2 protein-coding genes are annotated in these 21636 nt (G+C 38.7%); both read right to left on the bottom strand.

The window, feature by feature from the left end:
- Nucleotides 1-65: 65 nt before the first annotated feature.
- Nucleotides 66-8468: a non-ribosomal peptide synthetase gene (locus BUF11_RS03075; RefSeq protein WP_073587308.1), complete on the bottom strand. Its 8403-nt coding sequence runs from the start codon at nucleotides 8466-8468 to the stop codon at nucleotides 66-68.
- A 47-nt stretch (nucleotides 8469-8515) separates the two neighbouring features.
- Complete coding sequence (locus BUF11_RS03070; protein WP_073587307.1) at nucleotides 8516-21634, bottom strand: non-ribosomal peptide synthetase; 13119 nt, start codon at nucleotides 21632-21634, stop codon at nucleotides 8516-8518.
- Nucleotides 21635-21636 lie beyond the last annotated feature (2 nt).

Here is a 21636-nt window from a genome sequence, read left to right as displayed (position 1 = left end):
CCTTCCTCTTCTACTGTTCTTCCTCCAAATGCATTATGCTGCTCTGCCTTACCATCCCATTCCTTTTATTGAAGCATCATGCATTTTTCAATTTCACTCTCCAGTTCTTCTATCGTACGGCAGCTCATTACCTGTCTTATTGATATCTCTGACTTATATTTATCCTTAATGGAATTAATCAGTCGTATCGCATACAATGAATTAAATCCAATATCTCTGACAGATTGCCCCGGACTAAGCTCATTTTTCTGTATCTTCATAATTTCACATAGTAAGTCGGTTATTATATGCTCTTTCGATTCTGTTTCTTCTATCATGCCCGTTTCTGTTGTTGAGGCGCTCTCCGGAACCGCCAAATTGCTGGTCTGCGCTTTTTTCAAAACTTCTCCATTTGAAGATGATTTGGTTATCCAGAGTGTTTCTCTATGGAAAGTATAGACCGGCAGCATTATTTTCCTGCCTTTTTGAAGCATTGTCACCTTCTTCCACTCTACAGGAATATCGTTTACCCAAATCTCTGCCAACTCATTGAAACAATTTTCCTTCGTCCATTGTTGAATTAATGCTTTTAGCTCCCTGTTCTCTCTAAAAATTCGATAAAGACCGCTTCCGTTACTTTCACTGTTCCTATATACGCCCGGTATATTCCCGGTCTTTTCGATTACTTGATTCAATTTCGTTATGAGCTCCTCTCTATATTTCGCCAGAATAACCAGTTTATTTTTTAGAAAGACTTTATTTGCAAGGCTGAAAGATAAATCTTGCATGGTTATATCCTGTTGATGTATAAGAAATTCTTTCATCGAATCAAGGTATATAAATAAGCTGTCCTTATTGTCCGCTGAAAATAAGAATACAAAATCCTGCTGATTCTTATCCTCTGCTTCCTCTTGATAATTACCGATATATTCCTCTATGATGGTACATGCATTGGTGCCTCCGGCAGCAAAGGAATTAATGAGTGCTATCCGCGGAAGTTCCTGTTCGGTATTATCTCTCCAGGCCTTTATCCGATTCCATTGCTCCAGTGTCTTTTGAATCACCAGATTACTTCTTTTGATATCAATCAACGGGTTTATCTCATCAACATTTATGGTCGGAACCAGCTGATTAAATTGAAACTGCAATAGCACCTTGGCAATCTGCACCATTCCGGATGCGGCTTCCAAATGACCGACATTTGATTTTACACTGCCGATTGGGATGGATTTTGTATCTCTAAACACCTTATTCAGCGCACTGAATTCTGTAGCATCACCAAGTGTAGTCCCATTTGCCGCACTTTCTATATAGCTGATATCGCCGATTTGAATTCCCGCCCGGCGAATGGTTTTACGGATCAAATCTTCTTCCATCGCTGCACTAGGCATGGAATATGCATTGGTCCGGCCGGTATGATTAATACCAATTGCCTTAATAATTCCGTAGATATGATTTTTGTCTTTCTTCGCCTGACTTAACTTCTTTATGACAAATGCCCCAATTCCTTCTCCCGGAATGAATCCGTCACCGTTGCCAAAGCAGCTTGTCCTGTCTTGGCTGCTGACTAATCCCATCTTCTTAAGTGCGCTGTATTTACTGTCATGCAGTGATAAGTTCACCCCTCCGACAATTGCAGAACTGCATTCATCCTTTCTTAAGCTGTCCACTGCCATCTGCAATGCAACGATTGATGAAGAACAGGCAGTATCGACTGCAACACTGGGTCCGGTAAAATTAAAGCAATAAGAGACCCTGTTGGCTATGGAAGAATAGGATTGAATTGCCATAAGATCAGCATCTTCGCTATCAGGATTAAGCAGATGATAGTGTTGGTACATGGAGCCGACAAATACTCCCACATCTTGTCTTTCCCCTATCTGATAGCCGGCATCATCCATGGACTGGTAAGCAGCTTCCAAAAACAATCTTACCTGAGGGTCCAGAAGTTCTGCTTCTCCTCTTGATAAGCGGAAGAATGATGCGTCGAACTTCTCAATGTCATCGATAAATCCACCATAGCAATTTTCATCCCGGATTAAACGATATGTATTATCTTCAATATTGCTGATACAGTTTCTTGCATTTTTAATATTCTCCCAAAACTCCATTATTGAATTTGCTTTCGGATATCTGCCGCTCATGCCGACAATGGCAATGGCGTCTTCTGTTGGTTTATCTTCCTTTTTATCATCATTTTTTGCATTGTTAATTTTGGAATAATCATACTTTCCACCCATAAAGCTATGAAGCAGCATACATTCATTACCCAATCTAAATTCCTGACGAACCCGTTCAAAATTCATCCCACCGATTGGAACAAGTCCGATTTCACATGCTGCCTGGCAATCCATAAGAAGCTGTCCCATAAATCCGGCCTCTGTCATAACGTATTTTAAATACCCTTCCCCATAAATCTTTTTCGCTTCCTGCAAATTTGCTACCAGGTATATACTAAATCCGGATGCTTTATAATGCGGGCGGTTAAAAGGTGTATGACAGTATTCTATTTCCGATTTTTTATATGGATTAATCAGATTTAGCTTATGTGTTCTTTGATGATATTCATATATACCTTCCTCCAGGTTTTCAATCGCATTATCCTTGACATAGAGAAATACACTGACAAGATGTGCATTACATACGGATGGATATAAATATTGCGTTTCCTGATGTAATTGAACACCACGGAGTACGGATAAGAACTCACTCAATTGCTGCAGGGAGACCTTCTCTTGCTTATATTCTCTTTTCGAAGTCCGCTTTAAATATCTGACAGGATCGTAATTTACCTGTGATAATGCAATCCCTGAATTGTTATTTTCAAATGTTCTAAGATGTAATTTTTTCTTTGCCAATTCCAGTACTTCTCTTTTGGACAATTGGTTATATTTCATATTTTTGAATTTTTCTTCTTGTTCTTCCTTCGTAATGTACGTTGGCTTTGTCTTAAAATGCTTAATCAGCTCATTACCACCGGATAACTTTGGCTGATATGATTCATCATCCTGGCATAAGGAACACCCCAACATGCCATTAATGAATATATGCCCTTCATCCAAATGAAAGTCTTCCTTTACACGGTCAAAATCAATTCCTTCCACATAGCATAGCCCAATATTACATGCTTCCTGATTATTTAAAAGCAGCTCCTGCATATAACCTGTATCTATGGTTACCAGACCTGTGCTAAAATCAAGATAAACCGGCTCGATTGCTTTTAACTGTGCGATAAAGAAAATAACAAATCCGGCCTGCTCATATTCCTTTTGATAATGCTCCGGGAAAATCTCACTTACTACTTTATTTCCCTGGCTAATGTAATACAGTTGATGTTCCTCCGGATGATAATAATAGATGCCTTCCGCTATATGCTCGACTGCATTTTTCTTCAGATAAACATAGGTCTGTACCGAATTCTTTCCACCGGCTGATGCATATAAGTAGTGGCTTTTCAAACCAATCGTTTCTTTCTTTAACAGACCAAGCAGTCTTGAAATCTCCGTCTTTGTGATTGGTCTGTTATGTGACATACATCTTTCCTTATATCTTTTGTAAACAGAATTATTAAATCCGGTATCGTACAATTGCAAACTATTAAGATTATTTATTTGCGCCTTCTCTTCCGGCTCTGTACTTACTGCATTGGTTTTGATGTATTTGATAATATCCCTAACCGTCGGATGCTCCAGGAATACATCCATTTCTACCTCTATTCCTTTTTTCTCCCTGATCTGTTTTACAACATTGACAATGGTTAATGAGGTGGCCCCCAAATTAAAAATATCTTCCTCGACATCAATGTCATCTTCTTCTAATTCGGATGCGAAGATTTCCCTCAATTCATCCTCTGTGAGGCCAGCATCCAATTGTTTATCCTGATTTGCTGTTTGCTTAACGCTTTCAGCCTTTTGCTCCTTCTCATCGGATACTTCCGTTAACGATACATAATGATCGATGACATAATTACCGATTTCTCCAATTCGTGGAGTATCTAAGAATATATCAATCGGAATATCCACATCCATTTCTTCCTGGATGCGTTTTGCGATATTTACTATGGTTAGTGAGGTGGCTCCCAAATTAAAGATGTCTTCTGTATCCTCGACATGATCTTCTTCCAGTTCTTCCTTGAAAATGTCATGAAGTCTGCTTAGAATGAAATCTTTATTTCTTCTATTCTCTGACCCATCTACATTGGGTTCTTCTACCGTTTGATTTTTCATAAGTTGTCTGTAATCCAACTTTCCGTTAATCGTCATAGGAATACTCTCAATCTGTTTAATAATATTCGGAACCATATAATCCGGCAGTTTGCTTCTTACATATTTTCTGATCTGTGTTGTATCAAGAGCTGCTCCGCTTCCGACAACGAAGGCCAGAATTTTACTCTCCTGCCCGCCTTCTTCAACCGTTACAGCAGCTTCCTTAATGTTTGGATGACTCGTTAATACTGTTTCTATCTCTCCAAGCTCGATCCGAAATCCTCTTATTTTTACTTGACTGTCCTTTCTTCCCATATATTCGATGTCTGCAAAATTTTTAGTATATCTTCCAAGATCACCGCTTAAGTACAGTCTTTCTCCCGGCTTATAAGGATGCTCAATAAATTTTTCCTTTGTAATCTCAGGACGGTTTAAGTATCCCTTTGCCAATCCAGGACCTCCCACACATATTTCACCAATCTCGCCAATCTTAACTTCCCTTAAATCCTCATCTAAAATATAGAAATTGAGGTCAGGGATAGCTTCTCCGATTAAACTTGCGTCTGCTTCTACATCCGCACTTTGCAACGGCCGATAGGTAACATGAACTGTGGTCTCAGTAATTCCATACATATTCACTAATTGTGGCTTTCTATCTCCGTGACGGTCAAACCATCCTTTTAAGCTTTTTAGATTTAATGCTTCTCCTCCGAATATGATATATCGCAGACTGAGATTTCTTTGCCCTTCTTCCTCTTCCACTTTCATTAATTGTTTAAAGGCAGTAGGTGTCTGATTTAGTACCGTAACTTTCTCCTTTTCCAACAGCTCATACATTTTGGCAAATGAACGGCTTAATTCATAAGGTACCACAATCAATGTTCCGCCATAGATTAAAGCTCCCCATATTTCCCATACAGAGAAGTCAAATGCATAGGAATGGTACATTGTCCAGATGTCTCTTTCATTAAATCCATACCATTCTTTTGTTTGCTCAAAGAGTCTTACCACATTATGATGTGTGATTAATACTCCTTTCGGCTTTCCTGTAGAACCGGAGGTATAAATAACATAAGCCAACTGAGCACTGCTTCCCTTTTCCCCAACATTTTCCGGACTTTCTTTCTCAATATCACTCTCCAATCTATCAATACAGATTCTATTTATATTTTCATTTATTATTTTCTCCCTGGCATTTTCTTTGGTTATTACAATATCCGTCTTGCAATCCTCCAGGATAAATGCAATACGATCCAAAGGATAATTAGGGTCAATCGGTACATAAGCTCCGCCGGCCTTTAAAATTGCCAGTATTGCAATTATCATTTCATTTGATTTTTCCAAACAAAGACCGACTAACACATCCCTAGCTACCCCCGCTTTTCTTAAGTAATGTGCCAATTGATTGGCTCTCCTGTTAAGTTCTTCATAGGTGACAGAATCTTCTTTGCATTTTAATGCTATGTTCTTTGGATATCTCCCCGCCTGCAATTCTACAAATTCATGGATACACCGGCATTTACCTTGCAAACTCACATCATCCTCACCGCTGATTCGTTCAGAGAATCCGTTAACACATAATTGTTCTATCTGATCAACATAATCCTTGAACATTTTCTCCACCATTTCTTTAGGGAATATGTCTTTATAATCCCAGTTTACTAAAAGTCTGCCTTTATGAATAAAGCTCACATTATCTAAATACACCTGCGGTGTCTTGGAAAGTCCGGCTCCGAACTCTATATTATCCGGGAGTTCTAACATCTCATCTTTTACAAGACTAGTGAATACCACCGGAAACATAAGAGCTTCTTTTGCCTTTCTAAGACTAGTGATTCCACTAACTAACTGATGGGCGATATCCATTTTCCTTAATCGATCATTTTCAATTACCCGTTCCGCAAAAGGCCGTTCACTGTCTAAGTTCTCCAGCCAGCTTAAACCGGACAATTCTCCGACTGTATTGGCAATAGATGGCTTCGTATCAGGTCTGTCCCAATTAACGCACACAACTGTGAAATTTTCCCGGTTACTATACTTTCTCAACACATCCATATATACAGTAATCAGAATACTTTCTATTTCAACTCCGCGCTGCAAAGTCAAATCCTTAAGCTTCTTATACTGCTTAACAACCGCACTAATTCGCAACGTTTCAGCGTCTGATTTATCGGATTTCCTATATTCGATCAACGGTCCGCCAGACAACTCATCAAACCTTTTCTCCCAATACCGATAATTATTTTCTGCATCAGAACTTTTTTGATACTCTGCTTTCGCGTTCATATATGCTCTGAAGGATACCTTCTCCAAAAGACTATCTTCCTTCTTCTCAAACAATTTCTGATACAATATTGCAAGACTTCTTCCATCCACTATGGAAGAATCAAACGACATATTTAATCGAAAACAGTCTTCTCCCAGTTTGATTATCCTAAGATCATAGCGAGGCAGCTGATAGAGAGAGAAGACCTTTTGTGTCATTTCCGTTCTAATCTGCTCAATCGTCCTCTCTTTTCGCTCCTCAATTTCCAAACTCAGATCAACCACCGGAATGATTTCATGTTCTGCCTGCCAGATTATTTTTTGCTTCCCCTGCTTTGTAAAAACAGTGTTAAACGCATCCATTTCATTCACTAATTGATTCCATCGTTTCTGAATACGTTCAATGGAATCTCCCGTAACGATAAATTCCTGATACAGCATTCTATCAAAATCTGAATTTGAATCCATTAATTGATTATAAACATGAGAACGCTGTAAATCCGTCAAATCACAAGACAATGACTCTCTCTCATCTGTTTCCTGATTGATGTACAGAGCAATGGAATCCTTACCGAGTTCCTCCAGCTTTGTGCAATATTGCTCAAACATCCTATCTATTATTGTGTCTTTAAAATAATCCGGTTGCACATCCCAATGAAACCTTAGTTCCCCATTTATCTCCATAATCTGATGATCTAAAAATACTTGCGGAGTTTGCGTTATACTATAAGTTACCTGATTAAACCAAGTTTCTGATTTCTCACCTTCACTACTTTGGATGCTATTGATCATGCTGGTAAAGACAATCGGAATAGTGTAATTTGCATCGATTCGCTTGTCCTTTTTTAATTCCCGAAGTATTCGAACACCACTAACACTGTTATGATCATTGTCCTCCCAAAGCTGTCGCTGCACACCTTGAAGACTCTCTTCAAAACCAGTAGTTTCCGTCTTCTCCAGATTGTTATAAATCATCGTCGTAACGAAAGGTCCGACAACTTTATCAATATCCTTATGAAATGGCAGCCGGTTAAAATAGGTAAGAATAACAGGCAAATCCTTATTCTCATTAAATTCCTTAATTACTGCTGAAAATAAATGTAATAATACTGCTGTTGGTGAAACCTCTGCCTGTAGAGCCATTTGCTTTAATTTTGACCATTTTTGTTTGTTAAGAATATATTCATGACGTTTTCTTTCCTGTGTTAACCCGGTTCCTGAATCCGTCACATTCTCTCTGTCAGTTTTCTTTGCAAAACTGATTTCATAATTTTGCAAATGAAACAACTTATTCTTCCAATACTCTAAATCCTCCTTGAATTTCGTACTATACTCAAACTTCTTTTGAGCCATGACAAAGTCACGAAATGTCAAAGTCAACGGACATAATTCATAATCCTTGTTATGATACAACTGATACCACTGTTCAAACAGTATGGATACACTGGTCGCATCTACAATCCATTCATCAATACTAAAATGAATGATTGCCCTGTCCTCTTTCATTAAGGTTACACATATTTCATATAACGGATAATCCGCAGTGCCATATACCTTATGTGACATCCTGTTACGAAGTGTTTCGATGTGTTCCTTCATCGTCGCTTCATTACCGTCTTCCAGATTATATCTTTTTATCTGATACTTATTAACATGTTCCAGTATTCTTTGCTTTCCTTTTTCCATCATCTGATCCCTAAGCATCTCATGATGGTGTATTAATAGATTCCAAGCATCTTCTAATCGATCTGTGTCAAGATACTTTTCTTCTATCTCAAAATAGATATGGCATCCAACTTTGTTATCACCTTTTCCTATCATTTTCCCAACAAAAAATGATTCCTGCGTCTCTGTTAGGGGAAAGAGCGAAAAACGGTCTTTCCCCTCCTCTGAAATTTCAGGGTACTTATGTTTATGAACGAATTGCTGATATGTATCATTTTCTTTATTTTTTACTAATTCAGACAAATACCTTCTTTTTTCACTGTCTGACAACTTTAGAAAATCTGCTTTATTCATAACGAATCCTCCAGATAAGGCAATTAACAATGGTATGCTGCTTCTGACTAACTTGTTAATTTTTCAAAGAGATCATTTAAGTCATCTCCATGAATATGTTCGAGTTTTGTTGTATCCTCGATTACTCCAGCCATCTTTTTTCTAATCATGGCGGCAATCTTTCCTACCGTATCCCGATAATATATTTCATTACTGCCTGCATTAATCATAAACTGTGTTTCGATATAATATTTTAGTTTCGTAAACATGATAGAATCAAAACCATATTGGATGAGTGGCACATCCTCCGCAATTTTAAGAGAATCAGCTCCTGAAATTTCTGCAATTTTCTTTACCAGTATATCAATGATCTGATCCTTTTCTTCCGCTGTCTCCACATCCATATTCTTCTTAACAGATAAATCACTGATCCAGAAACTTTCTTTTTCAAAGGGATATTCCGGTGTATCTGTTATCTGCAGTTTTTTCCCTTCATAGAGTAACTGCCAGTTGATTTCTACCCCGCTGCTCCACATGAGACCTATTTTCCATAGTTTTTTTACCTTTATTGATTCTTTTACTATCATATCGATACCTGACTGTTCCAGAACCTGTTCCAATATGCTATGTGTAATATCCATACTACAATTATGAATATCCTTATCCTCTTCTAAGGCATGATTACATTTTTGTACAACAGTTTCCCAGTTACCGGCAACAAATGCAGTACGGTATGGCATTTCTTCCCTTCCAATCTGTAAGGTGTAAGCAAAGCTCATTAAATTTGTATCCTTTTGCTGACACGCAAATTCCTTTACTCTTTTTATATATTCTTTTAATGCTTCCTTGCTATTGGCAGATAATGCAAATAACGATTCTTCTTTCTCACCGGACATCTCTGTATCTTCATTAACATATTCTTCTACAATAAAATGTGCATTCACGCCTCCGATTCCATAAGCATTAATTCCAGCTCTCCTTGGCAGCAAATTGCCATCCATATCCATCAGCGCATCCCATTCCATATTTTTTCTCACCAAAGTATTGTGATTGCAATGAATATCATCACTGATCTGGTCACAGTGAATCATGGCAGGAATTATCTTATGTTTCATTGCAAAGATGATTTTAATCAATGCAAAGATTCCGGAAGCTGATTCAAGATGTCCGATATTGGCCTTTATTGTACCAACACCGCGTTTCCGGCCGTCCAAAGTCTCTCCGTATGCTTCTTCTAAGGCCTGCCATTCAATCGTATCTCCGATTTTATTGCCCGAACCTTGCGCTTCAATATAGGTAATGGTTTTCTCCGAGACATTACTGTCTCTGCATGCCTCTTTCACAACCGCCATCTGAGCCTCATAATTTGGTGTCGTAATGCTCATTGCTTTTCCGCCGTGATTAACCGCACTTCCTAATAGAACGGCATGTATCCGGTCATTATCTTTAACTGCTTTACTTAGCGGCTTTAGAATAACACACCCCACACCTTCCCCACGAAGATAGCCATCGGAAGAATTAGAAAAAACACTTACTTTTCTATTCTTCGCAAGCATGCCTGCATTATCATAGCTGATAAACTGCTCCGGTGTAAGAATCAGGTTCACACCACCTACAATTGACATATCACATTCCTTATAGCGAAGGGCTTTTATTGCTCTATTGATTGCAACCCCCGAACTTGAACATGCGGTATCAATTACTTCACTCGGCCCATTTATGTTAAAATAATAAGATACTCTGTTCGCAATTAACGAACGGGCTGTTCCAATCGCAGAGTGAGCGTCCATGACACTGTGACCGGCTGCTATTTTAGAATAATCATCATTACTCGAACCAACAAAAACGCCTGTCTTCGTACCAGAGATCCGCTTCTTGGGATATCCTGCATCCTCAAGTGCCCTTTGGGATACTTCCAAAAACAGTCTTTGCTGCGGATCCATTCGTTTTGCTTCATTAGGAGAAATCCCGAAAAACAGGGGTTCCCATTTATCAATATCATTGAGGTAACCACCGTGCATGATATCTTCATGGTCACTATTCATCCGCAAGTATTCGCGAAGTTCTCTTCTATCTTCTTTACATGCTGTAATAGAGCATTGATTAGCAAGCAGTTTTTCCCAATAATGAATTACATTTTCTGCCCCCGGTGCCATTCCTGCTATGCCGATCACTGCAATCAGTTCCGCAGTTCTTTCTGTAATTTCTTTTTCTTTTATTACTTGATTTGCTGTTTCCTTTACTGTTTCATTTACTTCTTCCCCAATGATATCTGTTGTTTTCCTGCTTTTCATTTCATAGAGTGTTATTTCCGGGCTATATTTCTTCTGTAATCCCTTTACCAAATCTTTAATTGTATGAAAGCTAAGCAGCATAGCGGCTGTAGTGTGAATATCATACGCTTTGTTGATGTGTTCCGCCAGGTCAGAAAGCATAATAGAATCCACTCCATATTTTTGCAGTTCATAATTAAGATTGATATCCTGTTCTTCCAGTCTTAAAATTTGTCCTAAAATCTTTTTAATCATTGCAGATATAGATTTTTCAAGTGCTCCATCGTTTATCGCGATTTTTGTTTGCACATACTCCTTATCCGCCTGTAATCCTTCTTTTTCGGCAGCCGATTCCGCCAATGTTTTCTTATCTACTGATCCTGTAGCTTTCGGGTCTGTATTCATAGCACTTTCCGAATATTCAATTTTAACAGGCACCCAGTATTTTTTCTTTGCAAAGGGATATGCCGGTAATGATACCTTATATGCACCATTGTCATCTGTTACACTTTCCCAATCAATCTTAGCTCCATTGACATAAAACCTTGCATACTCTTTAATCGTATCCTCTGTTATTTTTTGATTTGCTTCCTGTCCAAAGAAAGCCTCATACTCTTCACTCACATTACATTCATTTTCCGTATTGCCTGTCAGAACTTTATTTGTTGCAGGATTTGCCGAATAATCTTTAAGAATTTCCACCAGCTCTTCCAGTGTTGCAGCGATAACTGCGATTCTCTCCTCCATATGCTCACGTCCATGCAACAGTGTATGTGCAATGTTTCGTAAGGTATATTCACCGTATTCATTCATCGATGCCGTATGCAAAGATTTTGTCTTTACTTTGATATTTTCAATCAATGTTTCAATTGTCTCATTTTGCACAATGATTTCATTTTCCATTTTTATCTGATAAGTACTTTCAATCTGTGCAATAATTAAGTCTAATTGATCCTTACTTAAACCTAAATCCATTAATTTTTCTGTAATATCAATGCTACAGCTATCAATATGAAGTACCTCTGATATGATTTTTTTAACTGCTGTCATATCCGTGTTTTTATTTTTATAAATCTGTGTAAGGTAATAAAGCGTTCTATCAACATATTCTTTTAATTCATTTGCATTATGGGCCGACATTACCAATAACTTTTTGCTATTGTCATCTAAAGAAGACTGAGCACAGCTCCTATATTCTTCTAATATCAGGTATCCGTTTACACCCCCTGCACCAAAAGAACTAACCGATGCTCTTCTTAGTGATTGGTCCTGACTCACTTTCCATGGGGCTAATTTCTTTTGAACATAAAAGGGTGAATTATCAAAATCAATATTTGGATTTAGCTCATCACAATGGATGGTTGGAACTAACATTTTATGTTTCATCTGTAAAAGCACTTTCGTAATGGATGCAATTCCGGCAGCCGACTCACAATGACCGATATTAGACTTAATTGATCCGATGGAACAAAAATTCTTTTTATCCGTCATATCTTTATATGCATATGATAATCCGGCAATTTCAATTGGATCACCTAGTTTTGTTCCGGTCCCGTGTGCCTCCGCATAGGTAATTGTCTCCGGCGGAATGTGGTTTTCCTCTAAAACCGACTTAATTAAATTTCCTTGTTGTACCGGACTGGGAACCATATATCCATTCTTCTTGCCATCATGATTGATCTTGATTCCCTTAATGGTCCCATAAATATGATCTTTGTCATTGATTGCTTCCGATAGCGGCTTAATTAAGATTGCACCTACCCCTTCTGAAGGTACAAAACCGTCACCGTCTTTCCCAAATGCCCTGCATTTTCCATCCGTAGACAGCATCCTGTTTTGGCAATGCAGCACATATTTATTGGGATGTACGATTAAATTAACACCGCCAACGATTGCCGCTCTGCATTCACCGCTATGAATGCTTTGTACCGCCAAGTTCAGGCAGGTAAGTACAGAAGAGCACATCGTATTCACAGTCATGCTGGGACCATGCAGATCAAGAATATAGGATATGCGGTTACTGATAGATGCCCCAACCGCTCCTGTGGCAATATAGCTTTCTTCTTCTGCTGATTTTCCGCTAAGCATCTGATAATCCTGAAACATTGCTCCGACATATACTCCAACATTGCCCTGATATTTCTCATGAATGGATTTTTTCGTATATCCTGCATCTTCCAATGTATGATATACCACCTCTAAAAATTTTCTTTCCTGCGGGTCCATAAGCATTGCTTCCTTAGGTGATATCTGAAAGAATAGCGGGTCAAATCCTTCCATATTATGAAGAAATCCTCCCCAATTCGCATATACATTTCCCTTATGGTCATTCTCAAAGTATGCTTTATGATCCCATCGCTCCAGTGGGATTTCAATAATGGAATCCCTGCCTTCTTCCAGGTTGCTCCATAATTCCTCCAAGTTATCAGCATCCGGATAAATTCCGCCTAGTCCTATGATAGCGATGTCCTCACGGAAATATCCTTCTTCTGTTTTTTGTTCTTCTGCCCTTTGCTCTTCAGTTGCAGATTTTGTTCCGGTAATATTCTCTGTCATGGGTGCCTTAACAGAATCTTTCTTTACAAGTTCACTCATTTTTGAATTCATAATATTCCCGCGATAATCCGCAAGAAGCAGTTCTGATAATTCCAGGAGTGTCTGCACTTCAAAAAGCAGCGTACTTGATTTGATTGACAACTCCTGCTCCAGGACCTTATTGAATCTGCTTATGATAATGGAGGAAAGTCCATAGTTCTCCAAAGGCATTCTGCAGTCAATTTTACTTACGGGAATTTCTGATATCATTGCATAAACATTAACCAGATATTCCACCAATTCATCCGCTTCACTCTCAGCCTTATCGGTAACTCCTACCGGTTCACTGCTGCTTGAATCATCTGCCTTCTCATTAGTAAATTCCGCAATTTTTGAGTTCCAGCAAACCATTTTGTTAAATGGCCGCACCGGTAAGTATATTTTGTTTGCTTTTATTACCGATACAAAAATTCCCGCTTCTTCTGACTGATTTGTCCAGTGGAAAGCATCTTTTTGCAGATTAGTTAAATCTCTTTCCTCCGCCCGTGAAATCCATGTATCCTTTCGTATCATTCTGCGGTCAGAAGTTTCTCCCTGTAAGTAGTTCGCAGCTAATTGAGTCAAATCCTTAGTATCACGACATAAAAATACTACTCTGACTAAGTCAGCATGAGTTCGTTGACTCAAGGTATAGGCAACATCTCTAATGTCAAGGTGCGGATATTTTTTAATATAATTGGCTATTCTTTTGATATATTCATTTAGTTGCTCTTCACAAGCAGCTGAAAGCAGTATTGCTGTCTCACTTTTATTCTCTGCCCGTTCACATTCAACAGGTTTAAATTGTTCCACGATTGCACTGCCGATCGATCCGGATGCTCCAAAGGAATTAATTAAAGCTCTGTACAAACTTGCGCTATCTTTCTGTATCACAGGCCATTTTTGCAGTTGACCGGCAAATTGAAACGGTATTTTATCTAAATGTATCAGCGGATTGACGGCGGTATCCAAAATCGTAGGTACAATTTCCTCCTGCTGCATTTGCAGAATCACTTTACATAACTGTGACAGGAAAGAAGCCGATTCAAGATGTCCGATATTAGCTTTTACCGATCCTATCAAACAGTTCTTCCCGGAAAGTCCATTTTCTGCAAATAGTTCAGATAATGCCTGTACTTCTGTCACATCAGCGATGGCTAACCCGGCTGCGGAAGCCTCGACATATTGAATTGAGTCCGGGTTAATATCTGCCCTTTTCAACAATTCAGCAATCAGTTCTTTCTGCTTGGCTAAGCTTACCATTCCATACCTTGTTGTCTTTCCATAGTTGGCAATTGCGGTATTTTTGATCGTTGCCCAAATCAGATCTTCTTCTTCAATCGCCTTTGTCAGCCTCGTTAGTAATACGGCACCTGCACCTTCCCCACACACCAAACCGGTAGAATAATCACTGAATAGTTTCACTTCTCCGTTCATAGCAATGATATTTTGCGACTTTAATGCTTCCAAATGGTATGGATGGCTTATCAAATTAATTCCGCCCACCACTGCCATATCACATTCCCCGCTTTTGATACTTTCACACGCAATATGAAGTGCTGTCATCGATGAGGAGCAGGCTGTTTGGATTGCCAGACTTGGTCCGCAAAAATTAAAGTAATATGAGATACGATTGGCTATGGAAGAATGCAGGGAAGCAATGTCCGCCACCTTCGTATTCCTGTATTTCTCCACACCATAGTGCTCATAATCATTCCACATACTTCCGATAAATACGCCTACTTTGTTCGCCTTTTTGTGTAATGCTTCTATCGTATATCCGGCACCTTCGATGCATTCATATACCATTTGGAGCATAATTCTTTCCTGTGGGTCCAAATTCTTCGCTTCTAACAAAGACATATGAAATAATTCGTAATCAAATAATTCAATATCTTCGATATAGCCGCCATAGTATTCCTCTTCCCGCAAGTCGGCTCCATTCCAAAGTTCTTTTCTTCTTAACGGTAGTTTGGTGATGCTTCTTTTTTGATTTTTTAAGTTATCCCAGTACTCCGATAAATCAGCCGCATCCGGAAATCTTCCGCTTAATCCTATAATCGCAATATCATTCTTTGCTGCTTTTAGCATTTGGGGTGCTGCTGCCTCCTGCACTTTCATTGCGCTATAGTCATATAAGCCTCCCATAAAACTATGTATAAGCATATCTTTGTTTTCTAAATGAAAGCTTTCCCTGATCTTATCAAAGTTCATTCCACCGATCGGAACGATACCGATATTATTCTTGGCCTGATGCTCCATTAGGAGCTGTCCCATATATCCTGATTCCGTCATGATATACTTAAGAGCCCCATCTCCATATATCCTTCTTGCTTCAACAATATCCGCAAGCAGAAATATACTAAAACCAGAGGCTTTATAATGAGGCCGGTTAAATGGTGTATGGCAATGCCCAATTATAGTCTCTAACCCTTTATTGATAAGTAACAATCTATGTGTTAAGGGATCGTATCGATAAAGCCCTTCGTCTAATTGTTCCACTGCATTCTCTTTGACATATACATAAACCTTGAGCAGATACGCATCTAGCAGGGACGGATACAAATATTTCACTGTACCCATGATTTCCTTACCTCGCAGCACCGATAAGAACGTGCTGAATTTCGTAAGTGCAATCTCCTCTTTCTTATATTCTCTTTTAGAGGATCTCATCAGATACCTGTTCTTATCAAAGCTGACTTCCATAAGTGCGATTCTAATGTTTTCATCATCAAATTTTCTTAAATGTAATTTTTGCTTTGCCAGATCTAAAACTTCTCTTTTGGATAACTGATTATATTTCATCTGGCGGTTAATCTGCCTCATACTGCTTTCATCAATAATGTGTTCAACGGATTTGCAATGACTTGTCAGACTCTCATTACGTTCACTAAGATATTTTTGCAAGCTCACTTTGTCTTCACTGCTATCTGTCCGATATCCGCATAACATACCATTAACAAAAATATGGCCTTCTTCTAATAAAAAGTCATCTCTGATCTGTGAAAAATCAATCTCTTCAACACTGCATAAACCTACCCGGTAAGTCTCTTGATTGCTTAACAGTAATTCCTGCATATATCCTGTGTCAATCGTAACCAGACCTTTACTAAAATCCAGATATACAGGTTCGATGGCTTTTAATTGCGCGATAAAGAAAATAGCAAATGCTGACTGGTCAAATGCCTCTCTATAGTAGGAGGAATAGACATCCCTGATAATCCTGTTTCCATGTGTCAGGAAATAAAGCTGATGTTCCTCGGGATGATAATAATAAATCCCTGCCGGTATACCCTCAACTGCCTTGTCCTTAATATAAAGATAGGTTTGTACTGCATTTTTTCCGCCCGCGCTCGCATATAAATAGCGATTCTTAATTCCTACCATTTCGTTTTTTAGCAAGCTTAACAGACCCGAAAAATCCTTGACGGCAATTTCTTTGCTTTCAAAGTGATACTTTTCTTCCTGCTTTTTGTAATCCTCTTTTTTTAAATATACATCCGACAACTCAATACCTGCCGCCATATCATCCGTATGCTTTTCTTCCATTTCCTCCGGCGGTATCTCATTTGTAATACAAGAAACGATTTCATTAATCGTAGGATGGTCAAGGAATATATCAATAGAAACCTCTATTCCCTTTTTTTCTTTGATTTTCTTTACTACATTAACAATGGTTAATGAAGTCGCCCCAAGATCAAATATATCTTCTTCCGGTGTTATCTGCTGCTCCCCAAGTTCCTCCTTAAAGATAGCAATCAGTTCCTCTCCCGTAATTAATACTTTGCTCACAGGCATTGCTGCTGCAATATTTTCATACTCCTTCTCTTCCAATAACCCAATCACAAAGTCACCGATTTCACTAATTGCAGGTTTATCCAAAAACACATCAATGGGAATCTGAATATCACATTCTTCCTGAACACGTTTTGCAATGTTTACAATCGTTAATGAGGTTGCTCCGAGATCAAAAATATCATCTGTTTCATTTAATATGGTTTCTTTCAGCTCATCCTGTAAAATACGGTATAGACTACTTAGCCGTTCTTCCCTTGTGAATTCTTTATTAGCCGGGTGGCTTTCTATAACTAATTCCCTATCGTTATTCATGAGTTTTTGATAATCCAACTTACCATTGATGGTTATGGGAATATGATCAATCCGGTCGATGATATTTGGCACCATATAATCCGGAAGCTTGCTCCTCACATAATGTCTGATATCCTTTCCTGATAATTCCTGCCCCTCTATAACTAAAAAAGCGCGAATTTTATTGTCCTCTTCTCCTTTTTCTATAACAACTGCTGCTTCCTTAATCTGAGGGTGGCTTAATAGTACATTTTCAATCTCCCCGAGCTCAATGCGAAAACCTCTTACTTTGACTTGATTGTCTTTTCTTCCCATATACTCAATGTCATAATCCGATTGATATCTTCCCAAATCTCCGCTTAGATACAGTCTTTCCCCCGGATAAAACGGATTGTCGATAAACTTTTCTTTCGTGATATCCGGTCGGTTTAAATCCCCTTTTGCTACCCCCGGCCCCCCGACGCAGATTTCTCCTGTTTCTCCCGCCGCAACCTTATTCAGATTTTCGTCCAGAATATATAAACTTAGGTCAGGAATTGGTATGCCAATCAGACTGGCACTACTATGAATGTCAGTTTCTTTAATCGGACGATAAGTGACATGCACCGTGGTTTCAGTAATCCCATACATATTAATCAGCTGTGGTTTACTATCACCATGTCGCTGAAACCATCCACTCAAGCTCTGTAAATTCAAAGCTTCTCCACCGAATATAATGTATCTAAGACTGAGGTTTCTTACCCCTTCTTCCTCTTCAACCTTCATTAATTGCTTGAAAGCAGTGGGTGTCTGGCTAAAAACCGTAACTTTTTCTTTCTCTAACAGTTCATATACTTTAGAAAACGACCTGCTGACCTCATAGGGAACAACCACCAATGTCCCGCCATATAATAAGGCCCCCCAGATTTCCCATACCGAAAAGTCAAATGCATAGGAGTGATACATGGTAAATACATCGTTTTTATGAAATCCAAACCAATGCTGCGTCTGCTCAAACAAACGAACAACATTATGATGCGTAATCAATACCCCTTTCGGTTTTCCTGTGGAACCGGAGGTATAAATAATATAAGCAAGGGAATCTTTGGTCGCCTCTTCTGATGGTTTGGCTGTACTGCAGGATTCTAACATAGGATGTAATGTATCCAAATATAGCTTGTTTAGAGCCGTTGACTCTATCTTATGGGCTGACTCTTCTTTTGTTATCACGATTCTCGTTTGCGAATCTTTCAGGATATAATTTATTCGGTCTCCCGGGTAACTTGGATCAATTGGCACATAGGCTCCGCCTGCCTTTAATATTGCCAGAATTGCCACTATCATATCAATTGACTTCTCTAAACAAATCGCAACGAGCTCATCCCTTCCGACTCCCTGCTTTCTTAAGTAATTTGCCAGTTGATTTGCTTTTCTGTCCAGTTCTTCATAAGTAAGACTCTCATCCATGTATCTTAATGCTATATTTTTAGGATATTCTTTTGCTTGCTCCTCTACAAATTCATGGATGCAATTTCTACTTACTTTCCTTTGTTCCAATTCTTTATTATCCCGGCATAATGAATTGAGTTCTTTTACATACTCTTCAAACATTTCATTAATCAATTCCGTCGGAAAAATGTCTTTCAAATAATCCCAATTTACCAATAAATGATTCTTCTCAACAAAACTGATATTATCCAGATACACTTGCGGTGTCTTCGATAATCCATTACTCCGTGTTACGTTCTCCGGCAGTATGAAACTCTCTCCCGCTGCCAAGCCGGTAAATACTACAGGAAAACTCTTTGAATATTTTGCTTTTCTTAACCCTGACAGCCCGCTGACTTCCTTATTTGCCAAATCTTTTTTGATCTGCTTTTCAATATCAAGTACCCTTTCCCAAAATGTTTTCTGCTCATTTCTTCTTGTTACCCATCCTAATGCAGTGAATTCACCTATCGTATTTTGAATGGATGGCTGCGTCAGTATCCTCTCCCAGCCCACACGAACTACACTAAATTCTTTCTCTTTACATTTTGTTGCGATTACTTCCAGATATACTGTCATCAAGATACTTTCTACGCAGACATGATGCTCTTTAGCCAGGTCAGAAAGCTTGTGATAATCTGCTATCTTACCGCTGATCCGTCTGGTATTGCTCCCGTGACCGGTTTCATGAAAATATTCTGCAAAAGGAGCATTCAGGTTCTGTCTGAACTTAGTATCCCAATAAATACGCTTCTCTTCACATTCCTGGCTTACTTCATAACTTTTCTTTGCCTTGATGTACTCATGAAAGGTAACCTGCTCTTTCAAGCCCTTATCCTCTTTATCAAACAATCTTTTATATAGGATTTCCAAGCTTTGTCCATCCATGATTGCCGTATCAAATGCTATATTTACCCTAAGCTTTCTTTCTCCCAGCCTGATAATTCTTACATCGAACATAGGCCATTGATACATAGAAAACCCCTGGTTGATGATTTTCTCTCTAATCCTGTCTAACTTCGCCTCTTGAAGACTTTCCTCCTCACCGCTTAAGTCAATCACCGGTATTTCTTTTACGGGAACATCTTCCAGTACCTTTTGCTTTCCATCTTTTGTAAACACCACCCGTAGCATGTCAATTTCATCAACAAGCTGCTGCCACTTCTCTTTTATTCTCTCAATACTGTCTTCTTCCACCAAAAACTCCTGATAAAGAAGTCTTTCTTTATCCGAGGCTTCATTCACCATATGACTATACAAGTAGGAGGCTTGTAAATCAGTTAAATCAAATTCCTGTTTTCTTTCTTCCTCGGTGTTCTTCTCAATTTGAACCAAAGCAACTGCTCCGTCGCAGTTACTTTCAAGCAGATCACAATATCTCGAAAACATTTTTTCAATGACACCATCTTTAAAATATCCCGAAAGGACATCCCAATTAAAAATAAGAGTACCGTCTGCTTCCATTATCTGATGATCCAAATATACCTGCGGTGTTTGTGTGATATTGTAGGTAATCTGATCAAACCATGTTCCGATATTCTCATCATGACTTTTTCGCACGTTGTTGATCATACTGGTAAATACGATAGGAATTACATAGCCCTTAACAACCCTTTTTTCCTTCTTAAGCTCTCTTAGGATACGGATTCCACTGATACTATTATGGTCATTATCATCCCACAATTGTTTTTGTACCTGCCTTGCTTTTCGTACAAATTCCTCCGATTGATTCTCTCTATCAAATCCATATTTCTCTGCTTGGGCATCCTCCTGATATATCATGGTTGTTATAAACGGGCCAACCGCCTTATCAATATCTTTTGCAATCGGAAGCCGGTTAAAGTGAGTCAATACCAAAGGATAACTTTTTCCCGCATTATACTCACTGCAAACCTTCAAAAAGAGTGTAAGCAGTATCGCCGTAGGTGAAATGTTAAACTGCTCGGCATATTTTTTTAGTCCGCTCCATCTCCTGTGATTTAACACGTACTCATAACGCTTTCTTATCTTCCCTGTATCGGATTTGACTGGTTTTACAATGTCCATTTCTTCTCCATTGATATTGGACAACTTATTCTTCCAGTATTTCAAATCCTCCTGATATTTTTTACTCTCTTCAAACTTCTTTTGCGCCAATACAAAATCCCGGAAGGTAAAAGATAATGGTTCCAGCTTATACTCTTTACTATGATACAATCCATACCATTGTTCCAATAATATAGCCACACTGGATGCATCCACAATCCATTCATCAATACTAAAATGAATAATGAATACCTCCTCTTTTTTTCTCGTGACACAAATTTCATAAAGAGGATAATCCATCGCCCGATACACTTTATGGGATAGTCTTCCCCGAAGCATTTCTATATGCTCTGCCAGTTTCTCTTCTGCCGCCTCACTCTTGTCATAAACTTCAAACTTATAATCGATACCTCCCTGCTCAATTCTTTGCAGCCCTTTCTCCGTAATTCTGTCTCGGAGCATATCGTGATGTAACACCAGCTTATTCCAGGCCATATTCAATCTATCCACATCGAGATTTCTTTCTTCTATTTCACAATAAATATGACAACCGACTTTCTTCTCCTCACTTTCCATCAATTTACCGACGAAAAATGATTCCTGCGTCTCTGATAGTGGAAAATAGGAATAACGCTCTTTTTTATTATATGTTATTTGCGGATACATACTTTCACTTTCAGATTTACGTTCCTCTAATAGATTTTGAAGATATGCAATTTTTTCATTTCGACTCAAAGCCGAAAAATCTTTTTTCCTCATCG

Source organism: Anaerocolumna xylanovorans DSM 12503 (assembly GCF_900143645.1).
Lineage (GTDB): Bacteria > Bacillota > Clostridia > Lachnospirales > Lachnospiraceae > Anaerocolumna > Anaerocolumna xylanovorans.
Note: the sequence above shows the minus strand (reverse complement) of the source record. Positions and strands in the feature narration are given on the sequence as shown.

Coding starts and splice junctions, on each gene's coding strand:
- BUF11_RS03075 (WP_073587308.1), bottom strand. CDS start 8,468: ATGAATAAAGCAGATTTTCTAAAGTTGTCAGACAGTGAAAAAAGAAGG.
- BUF11_RS03070 (WP_073587307.1), bottom strand. CDS start 21,634: ATGAGGAAAAAAGATTTTTCGGCTTTGAGTCGAAATGAAAAAATTGCA.